Origin of the sequence: Pseudomonas sp. FP1740, from assembly GCF_030687165.1 — a bacterium.
Classification (GTDB): domain Bacteria; phylum Pseudomonadota; class Gammaproteobacteria; order Pseudomonadales; family Pseudomonadaceae; genus Aquipseudomonas.
In genome coordinates this window covers 1220420-1239139 of sequence record NZ_CP117461.1, presented here as the reverse complement: position 1 = coordinate 1239139, position 18720 = coordinate 1220420, and the positions used below count along the sequence as shown (strand labels likewise).

At 59.0% G+C, this 18720-nt stretch carries 10 protein-coding genes; 4 read left to right on the top strand and 6 right to left on the bottom strand.

Translation table 11 applies throughout. From position 1 onward, the window contains the following. Positions 1 to 101: 101 nt before the first annotated feature. On the top strand, positions 102 to 1226 hold the full coding sequence (locus PSH69_RS05335) for an OpgC domain-containing protein (RefSeq protein ID WP_305411284.1): 1125 nt from the start codon (positions 102 to 104) through the stop codon (positions 1224 to 1226). Between the two features lie 54 nt (positions 1227 to 1280). Here PSH69_RS05335 and PSH69_RS05330 read toward each other — a convergent pair whose 3' ends face one another. Beyond that, positions 1281 to 2702: an amino acid permease gene (locus tag PSH69_RS05330; RefSeq protein WP_305411283.1), complete on the bottom strand. Its 1422-nt coding sequence runs from the start codon at positions 2700 to 2702 to the stop codon at positions 1281 to 1283. Between the two features lie 503 nt (positions 2703 to 3205). Between PSH69_RS05330 and PSH69_RS05325 the strand changes: the two genes are divergently transcribed. The 3 genes from PSH69_RS05325 to PSH69_RS05315 all read left to right on the top strand — a co-directional run bounded on the left by PSH69_RS05325 (position 3206) and on the right by PSH69_RS05315 (position 12325). Next, positions 3206 to 3664: a transposase gene (locus PSH69_RS05325; RefSeq protein ID WP_026286462.1), complete on the top strand. Its 459-nt coding sequence runs from the start codon at positions 3206 to 3208 to the stop codon at positions 3662 to 3664. A 335-nt stretch (positions 3665 to 3999) separates the two neighbouring features. Next, the gene (locus tag PSH69_RS05320; RefSeq protein WP_305411282.1) at positions 4000 to 7110 is read left to right on the top strand and encodes a transglycosylase domain-containing protein; all 3111 of its coding nucleotides are present in this window, start codon (positions 4000 to 4002) and stop codon (positions 7108 to 7110) included. A gap of 388 nt (positions 7111 to 7498) precedes the next feature. Then, positions 7499 to 12325 (top strand): NEL-type E3 ubiquitin ligase domain-containing protein, encoded by a 4827-nt coding sequence (locus tag PSH69_RS05315; RefSeq protein WP_370695228.1) that lies wholly within the window; start codon positions 7499 to 7501, stop codon positions 12323 to 12325. A 48-nt stretch (positions 12326 to 12373) separates the two neighbouring features. Here the strand turns inward: PSH69_RS05315 and PSH69_RS05310 are convergent, their stop codons facing one another. From PSH69_RS05310 to PSH69_RS05290, 5 genes are read right to left on the bottom strand one after another with little or no spacing between them, the layout of a single operon-like run. Further along, on the bottom strand, positions 12374 to 13591 hold the full coding sequence (locus PSH69_RS05310; protein WP_305411280.1) for a hypothetical protein: 1218 nt from the start codon (positions 13589 to 13591) through the stop codon (positions 12374 to 12376). Positions 13592 to 13629: 38 nt separating this feature from the next. Beyond that, positions 13630 to 14877, bottom strand: coding sequence for a hypothetical protein (locus tag PSH69_RS05305; RefSeq protein ID WP_305411279.1), 1248 nt, complete (start codon positions 14875 to 14877; stop codon positions 13630 to 13632). 25 nt (positions 14878 to 14902) lie between these two features. Continuing rightward, positions 14903 to 15403, bottom strand: a complete 501-nt coding sequence (locus tag PSH69_RS05300) for a CS1 type fimbrial major subunit (protein ID WP_305411278.1) — start codon at positions 15401 to 15403, stop codon at positions 14903 to 14905. A 3-nt stretch (positions 15404 to 15406) separates the two neighbouring features. Continuing rightward, positions 15407 to 16147 carry a molecular chaperone gene (locus PSH69_RS05295; RefSeq protein WP_305411277.1) on the bottom strand — a complete coding sequence of 247 codons (741 nt, stop codon included), beginning with the start codon at positions 16145 to 16147 and terminating at the stop codon, positions 15407 to 15409. 39 nt (positions 16148 to 16186) lie between these two features. Then, a complete protein-coding gene (locus PSH69_RS05290; protein WP_305411276.1) occupies positions 16187 to 18709 on the bottom strand; it encodes a CS1-pili formation C-terminal domain-containing protein in 2523 nt (840 codons plus the stop codon). Positions 18710 to 18720 lie beyond the last annotated feature (11 nt).

Below are 18720 nucleotides of genomic sequence, written 5' to 3'. Positions count from 1 at the left end.
CAATTGCCTGTGAATCACGGCACCCTGCGCGCCGCCGGTATGCGGCGCGCCATCTTTTACTGCGCCCACACCTTATTTCCCCCGTTCAAGAGCCCGCCGTCATGACGTTTGAACGCGATCACCGAATCGATTTTTTTCGCGGCCTGGCCCTGATCTTCATTTTCTGGGACCACGTGCCGCAGAACCCGCTCGCGCAGTTCACGGTGCGTAACTTCGGCTTCAGCGATGCGGCGGAGATTTTCGTGTTCCTGGCCGGTTACGCGGCCGTGCTGGCCTACGGCAAGATCGCCCGACGCGACGGGCTCATGGTCGCCACGGTGAAAATCCTGCGACGCGCCTGGGTGCTCTATGTGGTGCACATCTTTTTGCTGGCGCTGCTGATGGGCATCGTGTTTTTCGCCAATAGCCACGTGGAAACCCGCGATCTGGTGCAGGAAATGGGCTTGCAGTACTTCCTCAGCAATCCGCAGCAAGCGTTGATGGACGAGTTGCTGCTGCGCTTCAAGCCGAACCTGATGGACCCGTTGCCGCTGTACATTCTGTTGCTGCTCGGCCTGCCGCTGGTACTGCCGATGCTGCTGCGCAAGGCGGAATACGTGGTGGGGCTGTCGGTGGTGCTGTACCTGCTGGCGCCATGGCTTCAGTGGAACCTGGCGGGCACCGACGGGGGCGTGTGGTTTTTCAATCCGATGGCCTGGCAGCTGCTGTTCATTCTCGGGGGCGCGGCGGCGATTCACCGGCAAAGGCCTCGGGCGCCGCAACCTCGACCGCTGACTCGACAGCCGGTTTTCATCGCGGCTCTGACCTATCTGGTAATGAGCGGGATGATCGCGCTGTCGTGGAAATGGCCGACCGTGCATGACGCGTTCATGCCCCAATGGCTCGGCGAATGGCTCTATCCGATCAGCAAGACCAACCTCTCACCGGCGCGTCTGCTGCACTTCCTCGCCCTCGCCTACGTCACCGCCAGGTTGTTGCCGGACACGGGCTGGACGCAACACTGGCTGGCGCGACAAAGCTGTCGCATGGGCCGATATTCCCTGGAGGTGTTTTGTTTTGGTGTGTTGCTGGCGCCGTTGGCGGACATGCTCAATGCCTTGGGTGGGAACGTATTGGCGATGCAGCTATTCAGCGCAATGTTGGGGGTCGGGTTGATGGCGTTGCTGGGGGCTTGGCTGGATTTCAATAAGCGGTTGAACATGCCAATACCCGTGGCAGCCGTTTAAATGCAAAAGCCCCGATCATTCTGACCGGGGCTTTTGCATGGCTGGCGTTACAACTTACGAAGCCGAACGCACCGCGCCTTGCGTCACATTGGTCGGCTGCAACTTGAACATGTAGAACAACACCGTCAGCAGTACCAGGAACGCCGGGCCCACATACAGCGCCACTCGGGTGTCCGGGAAGTACGCCATCAGGCCGACCACCAGCACCAGAAATGCCAACGCCAGATACGAACTGATCGGGTACAGCCACATGCGGTATTTCAGGCCGGCACGTTCGCTTGCGCTCAGGCCTTTGCGGAACTTGAGCTGGGCCAGCAGGATCATCACCCAGGTCCAGATCGCGCCGAAGGTGGCTATCGCGGTAACCCAGACGAAAACCTTCTCAGGCACCATGTAGTTGAGCAACACGCCCAGCAACAACGCGCCGATCGACAACAGCAACGCACGACGGGGCACACCGCCGTTCGAGGTTTTGGCGAAACCGGCCGGGGCCTGGCCGTTCTGCGCCAGGCTGTAGAGCATGCGCCCGGTGCTGAAGATGCCGCCGTTGCAGGACGACAACGCCGCGGTGATCACCACGAAGTTGATGATGCCGGCGGCGGTCTTGATGCCCAGACGCTCGAAGGTCATCACGAACGGGCTGCCCTGGATGCCGATGGCGTTCCACGGGTAGATCGAAAGAATCACGAACAGGGCGCCGACGTAGAACAGCAGAATCCGCCAGAACACCGAGCCGATCGCATTGGGGATGGTCTTCTGCGGGTTCTTCGCTTCACCGGCAGTCAGGCCGATCATCTCGACGCCGAGGTAGGCGAACATCACCATTTGCAGGGACATCAACACGCCTTGCACGCCATTGGGCATGAAGCCTCCGTGGGCCCACAGATTGGAAATCCCCAGGGCGACGCCGTCGTTGCCGAAGCCGAACGCGATCACGCCGATACCGCCGACCACCATCGCAATGATGGTGACGATCTTGATCAGGGCGAACCAGAATTCGAACTCACCGAAGGCTTTCACCGCGATCAGGTTGATCGAGCCCATGCTGACCAACGCGGCAAGTGCCCAGATCCAGCGCGGCACGTCGGGGAACCAGACGCCCATGTACACCGCCACTGCGGTGATTTCCGCGACGCAGGTCACCAGCCACAGGAACCAGTAGTTCCAGCCGGTCAGAAAACCCGCCAAAGGCCCGAGGTAATCCTGGGCATAACGGCTGAACGAGCCGGCGACCGGATTGTGCACGGCCATTTCGCCGAGGGCACGCATGATCACCAGGATCGCCAGACCGCCGATGATGTAGGAGAGCATGATGGCCGGACCGGCCATTTCGATGGCCTTGGCCGAACCCAGGAACAGGCCGACGCCGATACAGGCACCGAGTGCCATCAGGCGAATATGCCGTTCGCCCAGTTCGCGTTTAAGCGGGCCGCCCTGAGCGGTCTCGCCGTGAGGCAGGTGATTGCCGACTGGCATAGGGGTGCAACCTCGTCTTGTTATTGGATATGACCACCGAGTGTCGAAGCGCCGACCGATAAGCCGGTGCCTAGTGAAACCGGGCCTGTCTTGTGGACAGACACGTCTTGCAGGACAAAACCTCCAAGATCAGCGGGGCGTGCAGTATAAAAAGCTAACGACAGGTGTTTTCACTATATAAAACACAATATTCAGCGATAACTAACGGGTAATTCCCGCAGAACGGAGTGGCATTACCTGGCTTATGCAGGTTTTTTCGCCACTGAAACCGCACGGAGTATTGCACAGCAATGGTGCATCGTCATGCCCCTACCTAGGCAGCATTTACCTCGTTGATGCGTCTAGCTCAACCCTTTCAGACGACACCCCTTGTGGGCAGGGGGCTTACTGTGGTGAATCCTTCGCAGGAATCAGAATCTTCACTCAGCATTTGCAGAACCGAAACAGACAAGCGGGCACTAGCGTGGAAAGGTCACCTGACTATTACGCAAGGAAGCAATGGATTGCCTACTCAACCAAACTCTCATCGCCTGCGCTTTGGCAGAGCCTCTGAAAACGGCCGCGCTTACCTCATCACCGCAGTTATTCACGAGCGCCAACCCATATTCTCTGACTGGCGATTGGGGCGTCTGCTTGTCGCAGAACTGCGCCGAGCTCACGATGCGGGTTTAGTGAATTCAATTGCCTGGGTTGTGATGCCCGATCATTTTCATTGGCTAATGCAGCTGCAGGGCAACAATCTGGGCAATGTTGTCGGCTCTACCAAGTCACGCTGCACCCTGGCAGTGAACAAAATGAACGGTCGGTGTGGTCCGCTATGGCAAAGCGGCTACCACGACCGGGCAATCCGCGATGGAGAAGAACTCCTGCCATTCGCTCGTTACATTGTTGCCAACCCTTTAAGAGCGGGGCTGGTCAATAAAATTGGCGATTACCCGTTGTGGGATGCCTGTTGGCTATAAACATCTGTGAGGGATTTCTGTGACGAGGGGGCTGTTGTGGCGAGGGGGCTTGCCCCCGTTGGACTGCGCAGCAGTCCCCAAAAAACAGCAGCACTGAATTTTTCAGGCACGCCGCATTTAAAGGGCTCACGACTGCTGCGCAGCCGAACGGGGGCAAGCCCCCTCGCCACAGGCAAGCCCCCTCACCACAGTAAGTCCCTGTCCACAGTAAGCTCCCTTGCCACAGTTGATGATGCATACCTGATATTTGGTTGTTCACAATTTTTTCACCAACGCCAACCACCGTCTAAGCTTCAAACAAGTCCGATCAATCTGCGTGAATGGATCAGTCGACTATGGGCGCTTTGTGGCAAACCGATTCGAGTGACACTGTGGTTCCGACTGAACGTGTGGATGAAGCGCCTTTACCTGAAAAACCCCGTCGTTCACGGCACGGCTGGGGGGCGTTCTGGTTGCTGCTGCTGATTATCCTGATTGTCCTGGGCCTGGCCGCAGCCAAGGAAATGCGCACCTCCAAGTTCCAAGCCCGGGAAATCAGCAAATATGCCGCCTCGCTGAAATACGAACTGCAACCCGGCCCCAGCGACGCGATTCGCTACCCTGGCGAAGGCCCGTTCGATCAGCGTCTGGGCTACAGCTCCCTGGATGAATTCCTGCCGCGCCTGCTCAAGCGCGATTACGTCATAGCGGCGCAAACCCGCTTTTCGCCTGCGTTGATGAAGTACAGCGACAAGGGCTTTTTCATTCCCTATACCGAGAAAATCCAGGCCGGGCTGTCGATCACCGATTGCCGTGCGGCCCCGCTGTACCAGTTCAAGTATCCACAACAGCTCTATTCAAGCTTTGCCGCGATTCCACCGGTGGTGGTCAACAGCTTGCTGTTCATCGAAAACCGCTTTCTGCTCGATCCGCACCAGCCCCTGGCCAACCCCGCCGTGGACTGGCCACGGTTCGGCATGGCGGCGTGGTCCCAGGTGGCCAAGCTGTTGCGCCTGCCCGGCCAATCGGCGGGCGGCAGTACGCTGGCGACGCAGCTTGAGAAGTATCGACACTCGCCCGACGGGTTGACTGTGTCGGGCGCGGAAAAAATCCGCCAAATGATTTCCGCCAGCGTGCGGGCCTATCAGACGGGGCCGGAAACCCTTCAGGCACGGCAAAATGTGATTCGCGATTACCTCAACAGTGTTCCGCTGTCCGCGGTACCGGGCCACGGTGAAGTGCACGGCATGGCCGAAGGTTTGCGCGTGTGGTACGGCGCCGATTTCAACAAGGCCAACGAACGGCTGGCCAGCACCGACACCGATCAGAAAAGCCTGGCGGAAAAAGGCCTGGCCCTGCGTGAAATGCTGTCGCTGATGATTGCTCAACGCCGCCCTTCGCACTACTTGACCAAGGGCCGCGATGAATTGGCCAGCCTGACCGACAGCCATATTCGCCTGCTGTCACAAAATGGGGTGATCGATGCGCCGCTCGCGGCGGCGGCACTGGCCAGCCAAGTGACCTATCGCGACTGGCAGACCCAGCCCACCATCCAACCAATCGAAACCAACAAAGGCATCAGTGTCGCGCGCAGTCGGCTGGGCAGTTTGCTCAACCGTCCGCTGTATGACCTCGACCGCCTCGACCTTTCCGCCACCAGCACCCTGCAAGGCGAGCTGCAAACCCAGGCCACCGCATACCTCAAGCATTTGGCCGACCCGGCTTATGCAGCGGAAATCGGCCTGATCGGCGAACGCCTGCTCACCCCCACCAGTACCACCCAGGTGCGCTACAGCTTCACCCTGTTCGAACTGACCCCGGACGGCTCGCGGGTGCGGGTGCAGACCGACAGCACCGACCAACCGTTCGACATCAATGAAGGCAGCAAGCTGGAACTGGGCTCCACCGCCAAAATGCGTGTGCTCACCACTTACCTGCAGATCATCTCCGAATTGCACGATCGCTACGCAGGCATGACCGTTGCCGAACTGAAGAAAACCGAAGTCGCCGAACAGGATCGCCTGAGCAGCTGGGCCGTCGATTACATGATTCAGAACACCGACCGCAGCCTGCCAAAAATGCTCGGCGCCGCACTGGATCGCAAATATTCCGCCAGCCCCGGCGAGGCGTTTTTCACCGGTGGCGGGCTGCACACGTTTGTTAACTTCCGCAAGGAAGACAACGGCCGCATGCCGACCCTGCGCGATGCCATTCGTGAGTCGATCAACCTGCCGTTCATTCGGCTGATGCGCGACCTGGTGCGCTACAGCACCTACGCAGGCCCCAACAGCAGCGCCGAATTGCTCAAGGACGACCGCGACCCGCGGCGTCAGGAATACCTGGCCCAGTTCGCCGACCGCGAAGGCACCGCATTCCTGTTGCGATTCTGGAAGAAGTACCAGAACAAAGACACTCAGACCCGCCTCGAGACCTTCCTCGACAGCATGCACCCGACACCGATCCGCATGGCTGCCGTGCATCGCTACCTATTCCCGCAGGCCGACCAGGAGAGCTTCAACACCTTCGTGCGTTCACACCTCAAGGGCGCCAAGCTCACGGAAAAACTCACCGACGAACGCCTCGAACGCCTGTACCTGAGTTACGGCCCGGGCAGCTACGACCTGCCGGACCAGGGCTTCATCGCCAAGGTCCACCCGCTGGATCTGTGGCTGATGGGCTACTTGCTGAACAACCCCGACGCCAAGTTCAGCCAGATCGTCAAAGCCAGCGAATTCGAACGCCAGGAGGTTTACAGCTGGCTGTTCAAAAGCAAACACAAGGGTGCCCGTGACAGCCGCATCCGCACGATGCTGGAGATCGAGGCGTTCCTCGACATTCATCAACGCTGGCAGAAAGTCGGCTATCCGTTCGACCACCTGGTGCCCTCGCTGGCCACCGCCATCGGCAGCTCCGGCGACCGCCCCGCCGCGCTGGCGGAGCTGATCGGCACCATCCTCAACGACGGTGTACGCCTGCCGACGCTGCGCATCGACAGCCTGCACTTCGCGGCTGGTACGCCCTATGAAACCCAACTGATCAACAATCCGGTCGTCGGCAAACGCGTGATGCCTTCCGAGGTGGCAACCGCCATGCGCGAGGCCTTGTCGCAAGTGGTGGATGCCGGCACGGCCAAACGCGTGGCAGGCAGTTTCAAACTGGCCAACGGCACCCCGCTGGCCATGGGTGGCAAAACCGGGACCGGCGACAACCGCATAGAAGCCATCGGTCCGGGAGGGCGGATTCTGAGCTCGAAATCGATCAACCGCACCGCAACGTTCGTGTTCTACATCGGCGATAGCCATTTCGGCACCTTGACCGCCTACGTGCCGGGGCGCACGGCCGAAGCCTTCAAATTTACCTCGGCGTTGCCCGTGCAAGTGCTCAAGGGCATGGCGCCCATCCTGATGCCGTATCTGCAACCGGGGAGTGGCACCGGATGTTTGCCCGTGGAGCTCTCCCGCCGCTGACCGGGTAGTAAATAGTTATTTTCGGCATGGAAAATTCCAATGCTTTCGGCACTCTCCACAGGTGTTCCGCGCAGTAATTCAGACTTTTACTTTGAGCGATGAAGGATAGGCTGTTGCCTTCCATAACTGCTCAAGGCTGATAAAAACAATGTCAGATTTACAAGGACGTAAAACTGCCCGCCCAGGAGGGGCAGACGACGATAAGGGCCGTCACTACGCTTTCATCCAGAGTCGAATTCACCCGACATTCAAGGAAGCTTCGTTGCGCAGGGCGCGGGAACTGAGCCTCACACAAACCCGTTCCGGACAATGGATCAGGACCGCCACTCGATCTGCTCACACACAGTTACAAGATGCCAACCTTGAACTCTGGTCTGCCCAGAACAAGGTGGATCGGTTTCTCGAAGAGTTACAAAACGTTGATGACTTCGCTGAACCCTTGCTCACCGATGCATTGATGAAACAGTACGGGGTCGACGTCGATGTCAGAACCACTTACTTGCATCTTTACTTACCCAAAGAACGCCCCTGGTATGCCATCGACGTCACAGGCGGCGTCGTCACCCGAACCGTCTCCCTGCTGAACGCAGCCCTGCACAACTTCGCACGCAGCGAAACCTGCGAGCCGGATTCCGACTTCATCAGCCAGCCCGATGAGCGCGGTCTGTTCGACGTCCTGCCGGTCAAACGCAAAATGTCCATCGCCCAGTTCCAGACCCTGTGTCGAGAGCTGGACATTGGCGCGCGCTATGCCCGATACCTTGAAGACCGCTTGCTACCCGGCGATGCCGTCGCCAGGCGTTTTCTGCAACTCAAAATCATCGACAGCGAGAAAGCCGCCTTCAAGGCAGCCGTTCAACAAGCGCTGATGACCGGCGACATTGATGCCGACGCGAGCGACCTGATCCTGAAGATGCTCGATGGCCAACGCAACCTCACCCGCAAGGGCCGGGTGATGCATTTCGCAGAACTGTCCGTTCTGGACACCCGGCTGGCCGGGATCGTACTGATCACACCGGACCTGTACCGTGAGCACAGGCGAGAGGTCGTGCCGATATTCGCGTATGTCCCACAGGACCCTGAACATCCGTTGAAAGAGTACCCCTCAACGGTCGCCTTCATGAATGAACTGACTCGCCAGCTGCGGGACAACCCGCTCATCTCGTCCACTGGAATGACTTATCGCCAGTTCTTCAGCCGGTTCGTCGATCAGCCGGAGCGAGGGCATTTTTTCGGCGGGCTGCAGCAGCGTCTGTTCGAGGTGAAATGGCATCAGAAAGATCCGCTGGATCCAGGGCCCAGCTGGCGGGAAGTGCCGGTCGAGCAGCCCAATCTTCGTTTCAGCGCCACACCGATCCGCGGTGAATTCTGGAAATACCGCTTTGAGCAGAAGCTGAACAAGATCCTCAATGACGCCCGACACATCGCCGTGTCCACCGCCGACACCGATCGCAATGCCCGATGGGCCTGGTGGGAGAATTTCAAGAAAATAGTCTCGGACATCTTCAACGTCGCCCTGATGGTCGTCACACCGTTCGTGCCGGGGTTGGGGGAATTGATGATGGCCTACACCGCCTATCAGATCGCCAACGATGTCATCGAAGGCTTCGTCGACATGACGTTGGGGCTGTGGAACGAAGCCGTCGAGCACATCGTGGGTGTGGTGGAAGATGCCATTCAACTGGCGGCGTTCGCCGCCGGGGCAAACATTGGCAAGGTCGTGCGTCTGAAAATCTCGCCACTGATCGAAGGCATGAAACCGGTCACGCTGCCCAATGGCGAGCCACGCCTGTGGTATCCCGATCTGCAGCCTTACGAGCTGCCGGATGTGAAGCTGTCGGCCGACTCCGGTCCTGACGAGCTGGGCCTGCATACCCACCAGGGCCAGGACATCCTGCCGCTGGATGACACCCACTTCGCCGTGCGGAAAGACCCGCAAACCGGCAACTACCGCGTCAAGCATCCACACCGCGCCAATGCGTATTCACCCGAGTTGCGACACAACGGCCTCGGCGCCTGGACTCACGAAGGCGAAAACCCGCGAGCATGGAGCACGCCGAAACTGCTGCGCCGTCTCGGCCACACCGTCGACGGCTTGACCGACGCGGATCTCGAGCGCGCGCGCATTGCCAGCGGCACCGACGACAGTGCACTGCGCCGGATGTACATCGACAACACGGCTGCGCCACCGCTACTGGACGACAGTCTCGAACGCCTGCACCTACAGCGCCAGACCCGGCACAGCATTGAACGGATTCGCACAGGGCTGGCGCTGGATCCGTCCTCCTACTGGTTTGAACCGCTGGCGACCTACCTGGACGGCTGGCCTGCGGATAAATCGCTGAAGGTTTATCACAACGACGACCTGACCGGTCCCTTTCGCCAGTATGGCAATCCCGAGGCAACGGCCGGGCAGACGCTGTCCACCAGCTTGTCGCACCTGTTGAGCAACCGGTTTGCGCCAAGCCTCGTCAACTTCCTCGATGAAGCGGAACTGCAAGCAGTACTCGGCCGGCCAATGGCGAAAAGCGAACAGGTGCAAGCGCTGCGCGATCGGCTGGCGGACGAAGCCAATCGCTTGCTTCCAGACATCGTTAATCAGCTGTACCAAGGTGCACAAGCATCGGACGATCCCCGGGTCAGGCTCGTGCGCCATGAGTTTGCACAGCTGCCGTCCCGTGCGGTGAAGACCCTGCTGAGCCGTGCCGACAGCCCTGATCTCAAGCGAATGGGACAAGAGCAGCGCCTGCCTTTGAACATCAAGATCCGCGCCCGTGAAGCGGACTTCGAAGTCCGGGCAAACCATGCCTATGAAGGGTTCTACGACGATGCGCAGTGGGTGGCGGAAACCGAAAGCCTGGTGCTCAATGCGCTCAGGATTCATTCCGACACATTCAATGAGTTACGCATCGAAGTACGCGAAGGCAGCGATGCCGGCCCCCTGCGTTGCAGCGTGGGCACGCAGGATGCGTCGACCGTCCGGGTACTGGTCAGGGATGAGGAGAACCGCTTCGAAGTCTGGGACGCACAAAACCACAAATTGCGGGAAGCCGCCGATTTTTTCGAAGCGGTGCTCAACGCCTTGCCGAAAAACAAACAGACGCAATTGGGTTATCGACCTGGCCAGGGCCGTTTTTTCAAACAATGGGTCATGGTCAAGACCCAGACGCCTGCCGAACGCCGCACCGTGCTCCTTGCACCACCGATCCGTCCGCGGGCGGATCACGAAGACATCATGCTGTTGCGCGGCCCTGGTTTGTCCACCCGTAAAGCCACCCTCACGGAAAGAGTGCAGGACCTCTACCCGCACTTCAACGAACGAGAAGCCGATACCTTTGTGCGATCCCTTGGCTCGCCGGAACAAGGGCATCAGACCCTGACACGACTGGACCGCGAACTGCATGATCTTGAGGCGCTGCTCAATAAATGGCGATACCGGCAACCTGATAGCTGGGGCCCGGATCGCCAAGGGTTCGTCCGCGGTGGCGGGCTGCACATCAGCGAACGGCTCATCGATTGTTTCAGGAGAAAGCCCACCGTATTCGGTGAACGCAGCACCACTTCCGATGGCGGCTATGCACTGGACCTTTCCACGGAAATCGATGCTGTCGACCTCGAGCGCTGGTGGAAGGAACTGCCGGACATCAAGCGCTACCTCGATCAGATCACCACGTTGAACCTGGACCGCACGACGTTCTCCCAGAACGCCTCCGGCCTGTTGAAAGACTTCCCTCACCTGCGGCAACTGAGCGCCCGCAGCTGCGGCTTGACGCAATTGCCCGACAGCATCGGCAAGATGCATTACCTGCGCACGCTACGCCTGATGAACAACGACATCAGGCTGACACCGGCGTCCGTCGAGCAGCTGCGAAACCTGACCCGTATCGAAACACTCAGGCTCGATGACAACCCAAGGCTGGGGACGCTGCCGAACGTTGAGCGCATGCCCAAGCTCAGCATCCTGAGCCTGAGCAACACGGGGGCCACCACATGGCCGGATGGGCTCTTTGCGCCCAACAAGCGTCGACCTCGCGGATTTTTCCTGGATCTGCAGGAAAACCCGATCAAGATGATTCCCACCGTCGTGCCCGGCTCTGACGATGCGTTTATCGTGGCGCGGACCCGCCTGTTCGAAAGGAACCTGTCGCAGGCCAATATGGTCAAGTTCCAGGCGTATCGACGCTCGGTCGGCATCTCGCCCACACAGGTCTTTACCGACGCCGCCACCGACGCGATGGCCCAATGGCCGATGAAGGACGACTCGGTGTGGTGGAGTGCCGAAGTCTCCGGGTTGGGGACCTTCCGCCAGGAAGCCTGGCACGACCTGATGTCCGAGCCTGGCTCTGAAGGTTTTTTCGCCTTGATCCAGAAACAGACCACCTCGGCCGATTACCGCGCCGGTGGTGAATTGCGTGATCAACTGAGCAGCCGGGTATGGCGAATGGTCGAAGCCGTCGACCTGGACAGCGAGTTGCGCGCCGATCTGTTCGAAATGGCGACGTCGCCCACGACCTGCGCCGATGCGGGAGCCCAGATGTTCAACCACATGGGCATCAAGGTGCTTGCCTCCGAAGCCTATGCCTTGTCGACATCGGGCGCCATGCTGGAAAGCAGGTTGGTCAGGTTGGCAAAAGGGGCGGCCCGTCTTGCGCGGGTGGAAGATATTGCACGGGCCGATTTCGCCAAACGTTCGGGCGGCGACGAAATTGAAGTTTACCTCGCCTATGAGAGCGGCCTGGCGCAACGTCTCGATTTGCCGTGGCAATCGACATTGTTGCGGTATCCCGAATGGGCCAAGGTAAACGCTGAAATGCTCGACACGGCGTTCGAGACGGTGATGTCGATGGAAGCCGGCGACGGGTTGGTCAATGGAATGATCGAACAGCCGTACTGGGAGAAATACCTGCGTGACACCTATCCCGCGGAGTTCCGGCGCAATGCCCGGATGTATGAACACAGGACCGACCTACTGGATGAACTGCGCGAGGCCCAACGCGCCTGGGCCGGTTCCAGGGAGCAGATGATTGCGCAAAGACGCGCACTCAAACAGCGGTTACTCGACCTTGCCAGTCAACTCAACATCCCGGAAAGCCTTGTGCTCACCGGCGAGGAAATGACGGACGAGGTCTATGGTGGATTGCTCAACGACATCGGCTACGAGGAAAAACAGCTGAGCCGTCGGTTGACCCGAGCGGCGCTGCAAAACGCCGGATAATCAGCCCCCGCCCTGAAGGCGATCACGCCTTCAGGGCGCCTTCCACCGTTATCCCACTTCGGCGTCCCATATCACGGTGATGTTTCCGGAATAACGGGACGACACCCCGGGCTGGATCATGTAATCCACATAATTCGGTGTAATCTCGAAATGCAGGGCGCCTGGCGCGCGATCAACGTAGAAACCAGGCCTGAACTCCTGTGCATTCACCTGGCCTATGCGCAGCGGTCGACGGTTGACCGGTTGGCCGCTGACGTCCGTCAAGCCATTGGGCAGGCTGACACTCAGTTGTACCTGGGCAACGCGACTGGAAACAGGGTCGCGGATCAAGCAATGCGTCGACCCGCCCTCTCCGCACTCCAGGTGCATTTTGAAGCGGCTCGACGACGAGATGTTGAACGTCTGATCGCGAAACAGCCGGGTCGGTTTACGCCCCTGGGTCAGCCAGGCTTGCCAGCCACCCTGCGGCACCAGTTCAACGCTGCGTCCACCGGGCGGGATCTCGACTTTCAACGTGTGCTCGACACTCAACGTGAAGTTGAGAGTGATCAAATCGTCGTCAGGCAACATGACATCGCCCATGTCGAAATCCTGGTGCGGTCCGACGGTGTAGTTCAGCACGCCGCGATAGGTGCCTGCCGACATTTTGAGCGGGTTGGGCGTGGCCAGCTCGTAGCTGAACCCCGTGTTTTCATAAGCGAACTGGTAGTCCTGGGTAATGTCTTTTTGTGCCTGCTTGGCACACACCTCCGCATTGGCCGGCACTCGCCAAAAGAACGCATAGTACAAGGCAGTGCCATAACCCACCCCGCCATATCTGCAGGGAGGAGGCGCGTTGACCCAGGTACTTTGCCAGACCCCTGTGGGCAGAGGCGTCTTGATCGTGTAAGCGGCACCGATACCGTTCACGCGCATCCTGAGCGTCTCGGACTCTCCGGTATCGTCGTGCACCACCGTGACGTCTCTCCAGGATGAAGGAACCCGGAACATCGCGCCCCGACGCTGCTCGTGCATCGCTGGTATGTCTGCCGCCATCCGGAAGCGAACGGGCAACAAAATGCTGAAAACGCCCGCCTCGCAGTACTCGGGGTGATCTCCGCAATACCCGCCCTGAGGGGTCGTATTGATAAAGGTGTTTTGCATCGGTTTCGCCGGATCGGGACGAAATACCGCGGTCATTTCAACGGTGCTGGCGAGCGCGGTCTGCATGAACGCCCCCGCCAAACCCAAGCCGCTCAGCGGGATGATTTTCCTGAGCATTTCCATGATTGCTGCACTCCTTTTCACCGCATGGGCGCAAGACACTAAACCTCTGAATCCCACACCACTGTCACGTTTCCCGAATAGTGTCGTTGTTGTCCGGGGCGAATCATTGCTGCGACTTCACTGGCGGGTATTTCGAAATGCAGCGTTCCCGGTTTGCGATCCACATAAAACCCTGGCATGAACAACTGCGTGCCAGTGCCGTCAAGGCGTAGTGGCCGACGATTGACAGGTTGACCGCCCGCGTCCATCAAACCCTGGGGCAGACTTACGTCGACGTTCAGCGGCACAAAGTGACCGGACAACGGATCATGCAGCGAGCAGGTATTGCCTTGGATGTACTGGCACTGCAACTGCATCTTGAAACGTGAACTGGCGGAAATGTTGAAGGTCTGGTCGCGGAACAGGCGCGTCGGTTTTCGTCCTTGCGTCAGCCAGGATTGCCAGCCGCCCTGCGGGACCAGTTCAACACGGCTTCCACCGGGAGGCACCTCGACCTTGAGGGTGTGCTGAACGTCCAGCGCGAACTTCAACGTCAATGAAGTACTGCTGGGCAGCATGATGTCGCCCATGTCGAAATCGCCGTGGGGGCCGATCGTGTAAGTCAAATTACCGAGATATTTTCCCGAGGACATACCCAACGGGTTAGGGGTCACCAGTTCATAGGCAAAATCGAGATAGCTGTAACGCAGCCAAGGCACATTGAATTTTGCCTGTTTATGACACGAGCCTTCGGTCGGGGTTTTCCAGAAAAAAGCATAGGTATTCGACGTGTGCATACCCTCGCCGCTGTAAAGACAGGGAGACGGTGCCCAAACCCAACTCAGCCCCCACAGTTGATTGTGGGCAAGCCGATCATCGTTGCCTCCACCTACCAGACTGGTCACGTCTTCAGTCACGTATCTCGATCCTATACCCGCAATGCGCACCCTAACGGTTTCCGCTGCCCCGGTGGATTCGTGGAAAACCGTCAAATCTCGCCACTGCGCCGGCGCTTTTATCAACGCACCCTTGCGTGGATCCTCGTGATGGGCGGTGATCGGCGCGATGGAGTCGAATCGGATCGGCACCCTGATACTGAACATTTCGTTGTCGATGCATTGCTGAGGATATTGGGCGCAATAACCACTGGGTGGCGTGTCATTGTTGAATTTATTGCGTTGCGGGTACGCCGAGTCCGGTTTGAACGAGGCTTGAATCTGCACCTCCTGCGCCCATACCGATGACAGCGATCCCAGGAGCAAGGCCATTACACCTGCACATTGTTGTAATGCTTGAAAACGAATCATCTCTTTGGGCCTCATAGAATCGGTATCAAGCACCCGGCATCACCGCGTTGAAGATCATGTTGACGCTGCCAAAGTAACTTCCGGGCTTGTAAACCCCATCGGCAGGCGGCATCGGGAGGATTTCCAGCACCACGCGTTTACCAGGCGCGGCCTCGGCCAGGGACACCACTTCGCTGCTCTCGTGCTCGCTCAACTGTTTGCCGTTGAACAGCACCCGCAAGGCAATGTCATGGGCGTCGGTGCCGTTGGACAGATACGGCCGGCCTTCCAGCCGCGCCTCGATCGAGCCCGCTTCGTTCTTCACGTCGAAGTACTTGCGCAAGCCACCCAGTGTCGACGACGTCAAGTTCCAGGGCAGTTGCTGTTCGCGATGGATCCACCCTGGGTCCGATGGAATGACATAAAACGCCTGGGTCGGAATCGTCACGAACACCTCGAAGGTGTGCTCTTCCCGGGCGGCGAAGAGATTGGCGCTCGTGCACATGGCCACAACCGACAACAAGACCTGGGTCAGCTTTGTGCTCATGGGTTATCCCTTCACGTCCAGTTTTTTACTGCGTTCACCTTCCACCAGGGTGAACTGATACTCACGACCGGCCTGTTTTTCGAACTCAAAAGTACGCCCCGCCAGAATGTGATGCTTGGTCGTGGGCTGGCAGTCCTGCTCGTTTTTAACCGAACAATCCTTGAACTCATCGATCACCACCACGCTGTTGCCGTTGTTGCGAATCCGATACATGCCTGCGCCGTTTTCAATCGCACTGTCGAAGCGTGTTTCCTTTGGCCGTACGAAAAACACCGCGCCGTAACCCGCTAGCACGGTCACCCCGGCCGACAGGGATTTTTTGTAGTCTTCCCGCTCTTCGCCGGACACTGCGAATTCGTCTTCCTTCTCCGGCACCACCGGCACAAACCGCACCCGGAAGTAGCGCTCCCTGTCGCGCTCGCCCATGAACAGCAGACGGGTGCCCTGCATGCCATTGGCAGGCACAATCAGTCGCGCGGGACTTGCCATCAAACCATCGCGGGACTTGCCGTCGGTGTTGGATTTGAGCGGCACTTCCTGCGACTTGCCGTCGGCGTCGTAGAGAATTTCGAGGATGTTGACCTTGACGAATGCAGTGCTGTCGCCGCCGTTGAACACGCGTTTCAGGTACGTACTTTTATCGCCGTCCAGATAGTCGTAAACGGTGCCGATATTGATGCTCGGTCCGGCATGAACAGCTTGGGAAAACAAACAAAAACCCACAAATGCCAAAAGACGTTTCATCGTCCCTACCTCGTTAATTAATCAAGTGTTCCCGGGGGGTTAACCCGCGGTTGGAGCCATGAAAGTCGCATCGGCCAACGTATCCGGCGTGCAACGCAAATCGCCGATCATCAGCACGTTGTTTTCGGTACGCCCATTGTTCGGGTCCAGGCGGAACTGGCAAAGCAACTGGCTGCCGTGGCGCACTTCCAGGGTCGGTGAACCCGCATTCATTTCCATGGAGAAGAAGCCGTCCACTTCGCTCACCCCACGGCTGGCGTGGTTGATGATGTGGTGGCCTTTAAGCGGATTGCCCTGCGGGTCGATCAGGCGACCGAGGACGGTCAGGGTTTTCATCACTTTCACCTGGCGATATTCCACCCCACCCTTGTTCAGGTGATAGCTGGAACGGGCCGGTTGGATGGTGGCGGCCGGAACGTGGTTGCCCTCGAAATCGAAACTGACCGAGCTGCTTTTGTACGCGGTGATCGGCACGAAATTGCGCCCGGGCTTGAGCACCGCGCTGCCGCCGCTCAAATCATCGGCGCGCAAGGCGATGTCCTCGATGTCCGACTCCACGTCGATGATCATGCCGGCACCGTTGCGGTGATACTGGCTGGTCATGACCATTTTTTGCCCGCCGACGGCGACGGTGCTATCGAGGTTCAAGCCTCCGGTAAGGTCGTTGTTGAAGGACGAGCGCTGGATGAAGCCGTCGCCGTTGACCAGGTCGGAACTCATGGTCGCCATGGCATTCAAGCCGATGCCGTAGGTGTCGGTGATGGCCGTGGCGGAGACGCTTTGCAGCACGTGGTCCTGAAGGGTTTTGCGGTAGGTGATCGAAGCGTTGTTGTCGCGCCCGCCATCACGGTCGGTGCGGGTGCCGATACTGCCGGAAAGCTGTTCACCGGGACCGCCCAGATCGATGTTGACGCTCAAGTCGATACCCCGATTGCGGTCGTCTCCCGAGCTCACGCTGCCTGGTCGATCAAACAGCGACAGGCGCCAATTGGCGTCACTGCCAAACAGTTGGGTGCGCTGGGTCCAGCCCAGATCCACGCCCGTGCCGTTGGTGTTGCCTTCGCTGTGGGACACCCGGGCATTGACCGAGCTTTTGCTGTTGAGTCGATGGTTTATCGACAGTGAAGAGTTGCTGGTCTGGCCAATAAATACATTGCGCTGACGCACCCGCGTGCCATCGGGCAGCGTGTCGTACAGCCGAGTGGTATCGAGCCAGCTACGGTTATGGCTGGCGACGATGCTGCCGCTGCCATAGGAATAAAGCCCTTGCACGTCGAGGCCGGTACCGTAGTCCTCGGTCTTGTAGACGTTGGCATAGACGCTGGCGTTGTTGACGATTGCCCAATCGACCGACGTGCCGTATTGCAGAGCGTCGCGCACCTGTCGACCCGACAGGCCCAGGATGACTCGCGGGTGCAGCAGAAAGTTGAACGCGGCCCCCGCCGTCATGTCGCCGTCGGTCTGCTCTTCCCAGTTGCTGAGCAATTTCGATTCGCGGCCGGCGAACAGGTTATAGCGCCAGCGCTCGTCATGGTTACGCCAGTTGTTGGGTTTGTAGACCAGCTCCAGGGTGCTGGAGGTGATTTGGCCGTCTTCGATCAGACGCACTTCCACTTCATAAATACCGCCGGGCAGCGGACGCGTATCAAGGGTCTGCAACCCGGCAGGCACCGCCTGGGTGTTGATCAGCAAACCGTCGCGGTAGATCTCCACCGAACCCTGTCGATTGGCCGTGACGTAGATCGGATAGACCGCCGGTTTCGGGTTGTTGATGGCCAGGCTGTCGGAGCTGCCGTACATGACGCCCAATGCGGTGTCGGGGCTTGCGCCAAACGTGCGCGGCTGACGGGTCAGTCCTTCGGACGTAGGGGTGAAATAGCCCAGGCGCAGAAAGTTGCCCTCCAGCTCGCGCTGGGTAAAGAGCTCATGCACGGCGTGATACAGCTTGTTATCCAGACCACCCAGTCGAGACAGTTGCATATTGACGGCCTGGGTCCAGTTACCCAGGCTGCTGCTGGCTTCCAGGCCGTAGCGCCCGCCCAGGTCCTGGTTCTGCCCGCCGTTGAGGTTCAGCTGGTTGCGCACGATCAACCCGGTGCTGCCGTTTTCGGGCAGGTTGTAATAACGCTGTACCTGATCGTCGCGCTCAGCGTTTTGGGTGAGGATCGACACCAGTGAGTTTTCCAGGCTGTAGTGCACGGCCAGCAGTTGTTCGGGGCAATTGGCCTGGCAGCCGCCGAGCGCCACCCCTTGTTTCAGATAGTTGGCCCAGATGTCGCGCTCGCCGGGTTTGATCATGCTGTCGCTGACATCGGCGAAGTCAACGAGGGTGATGCGATCGTCGCGGGTCAACACGACCATCGCCTCACCGAGAAACTGTTGGTCAAGTTCCACGCGCACCGCCAGTGGCACATCAAAGAAATGCTCTTCGAATTCGGTCGGCAAACCCTTGGCCTGCGCCAACAGACTTCGAGGTGTATGGCCGTTTTCCGTGGGCGCGGCCAGGGCAGTTGCACAAAAACATAGGGCAAGTGCCGTCGCGATGGGCGTCATCGGGAACATGAACGAGATAC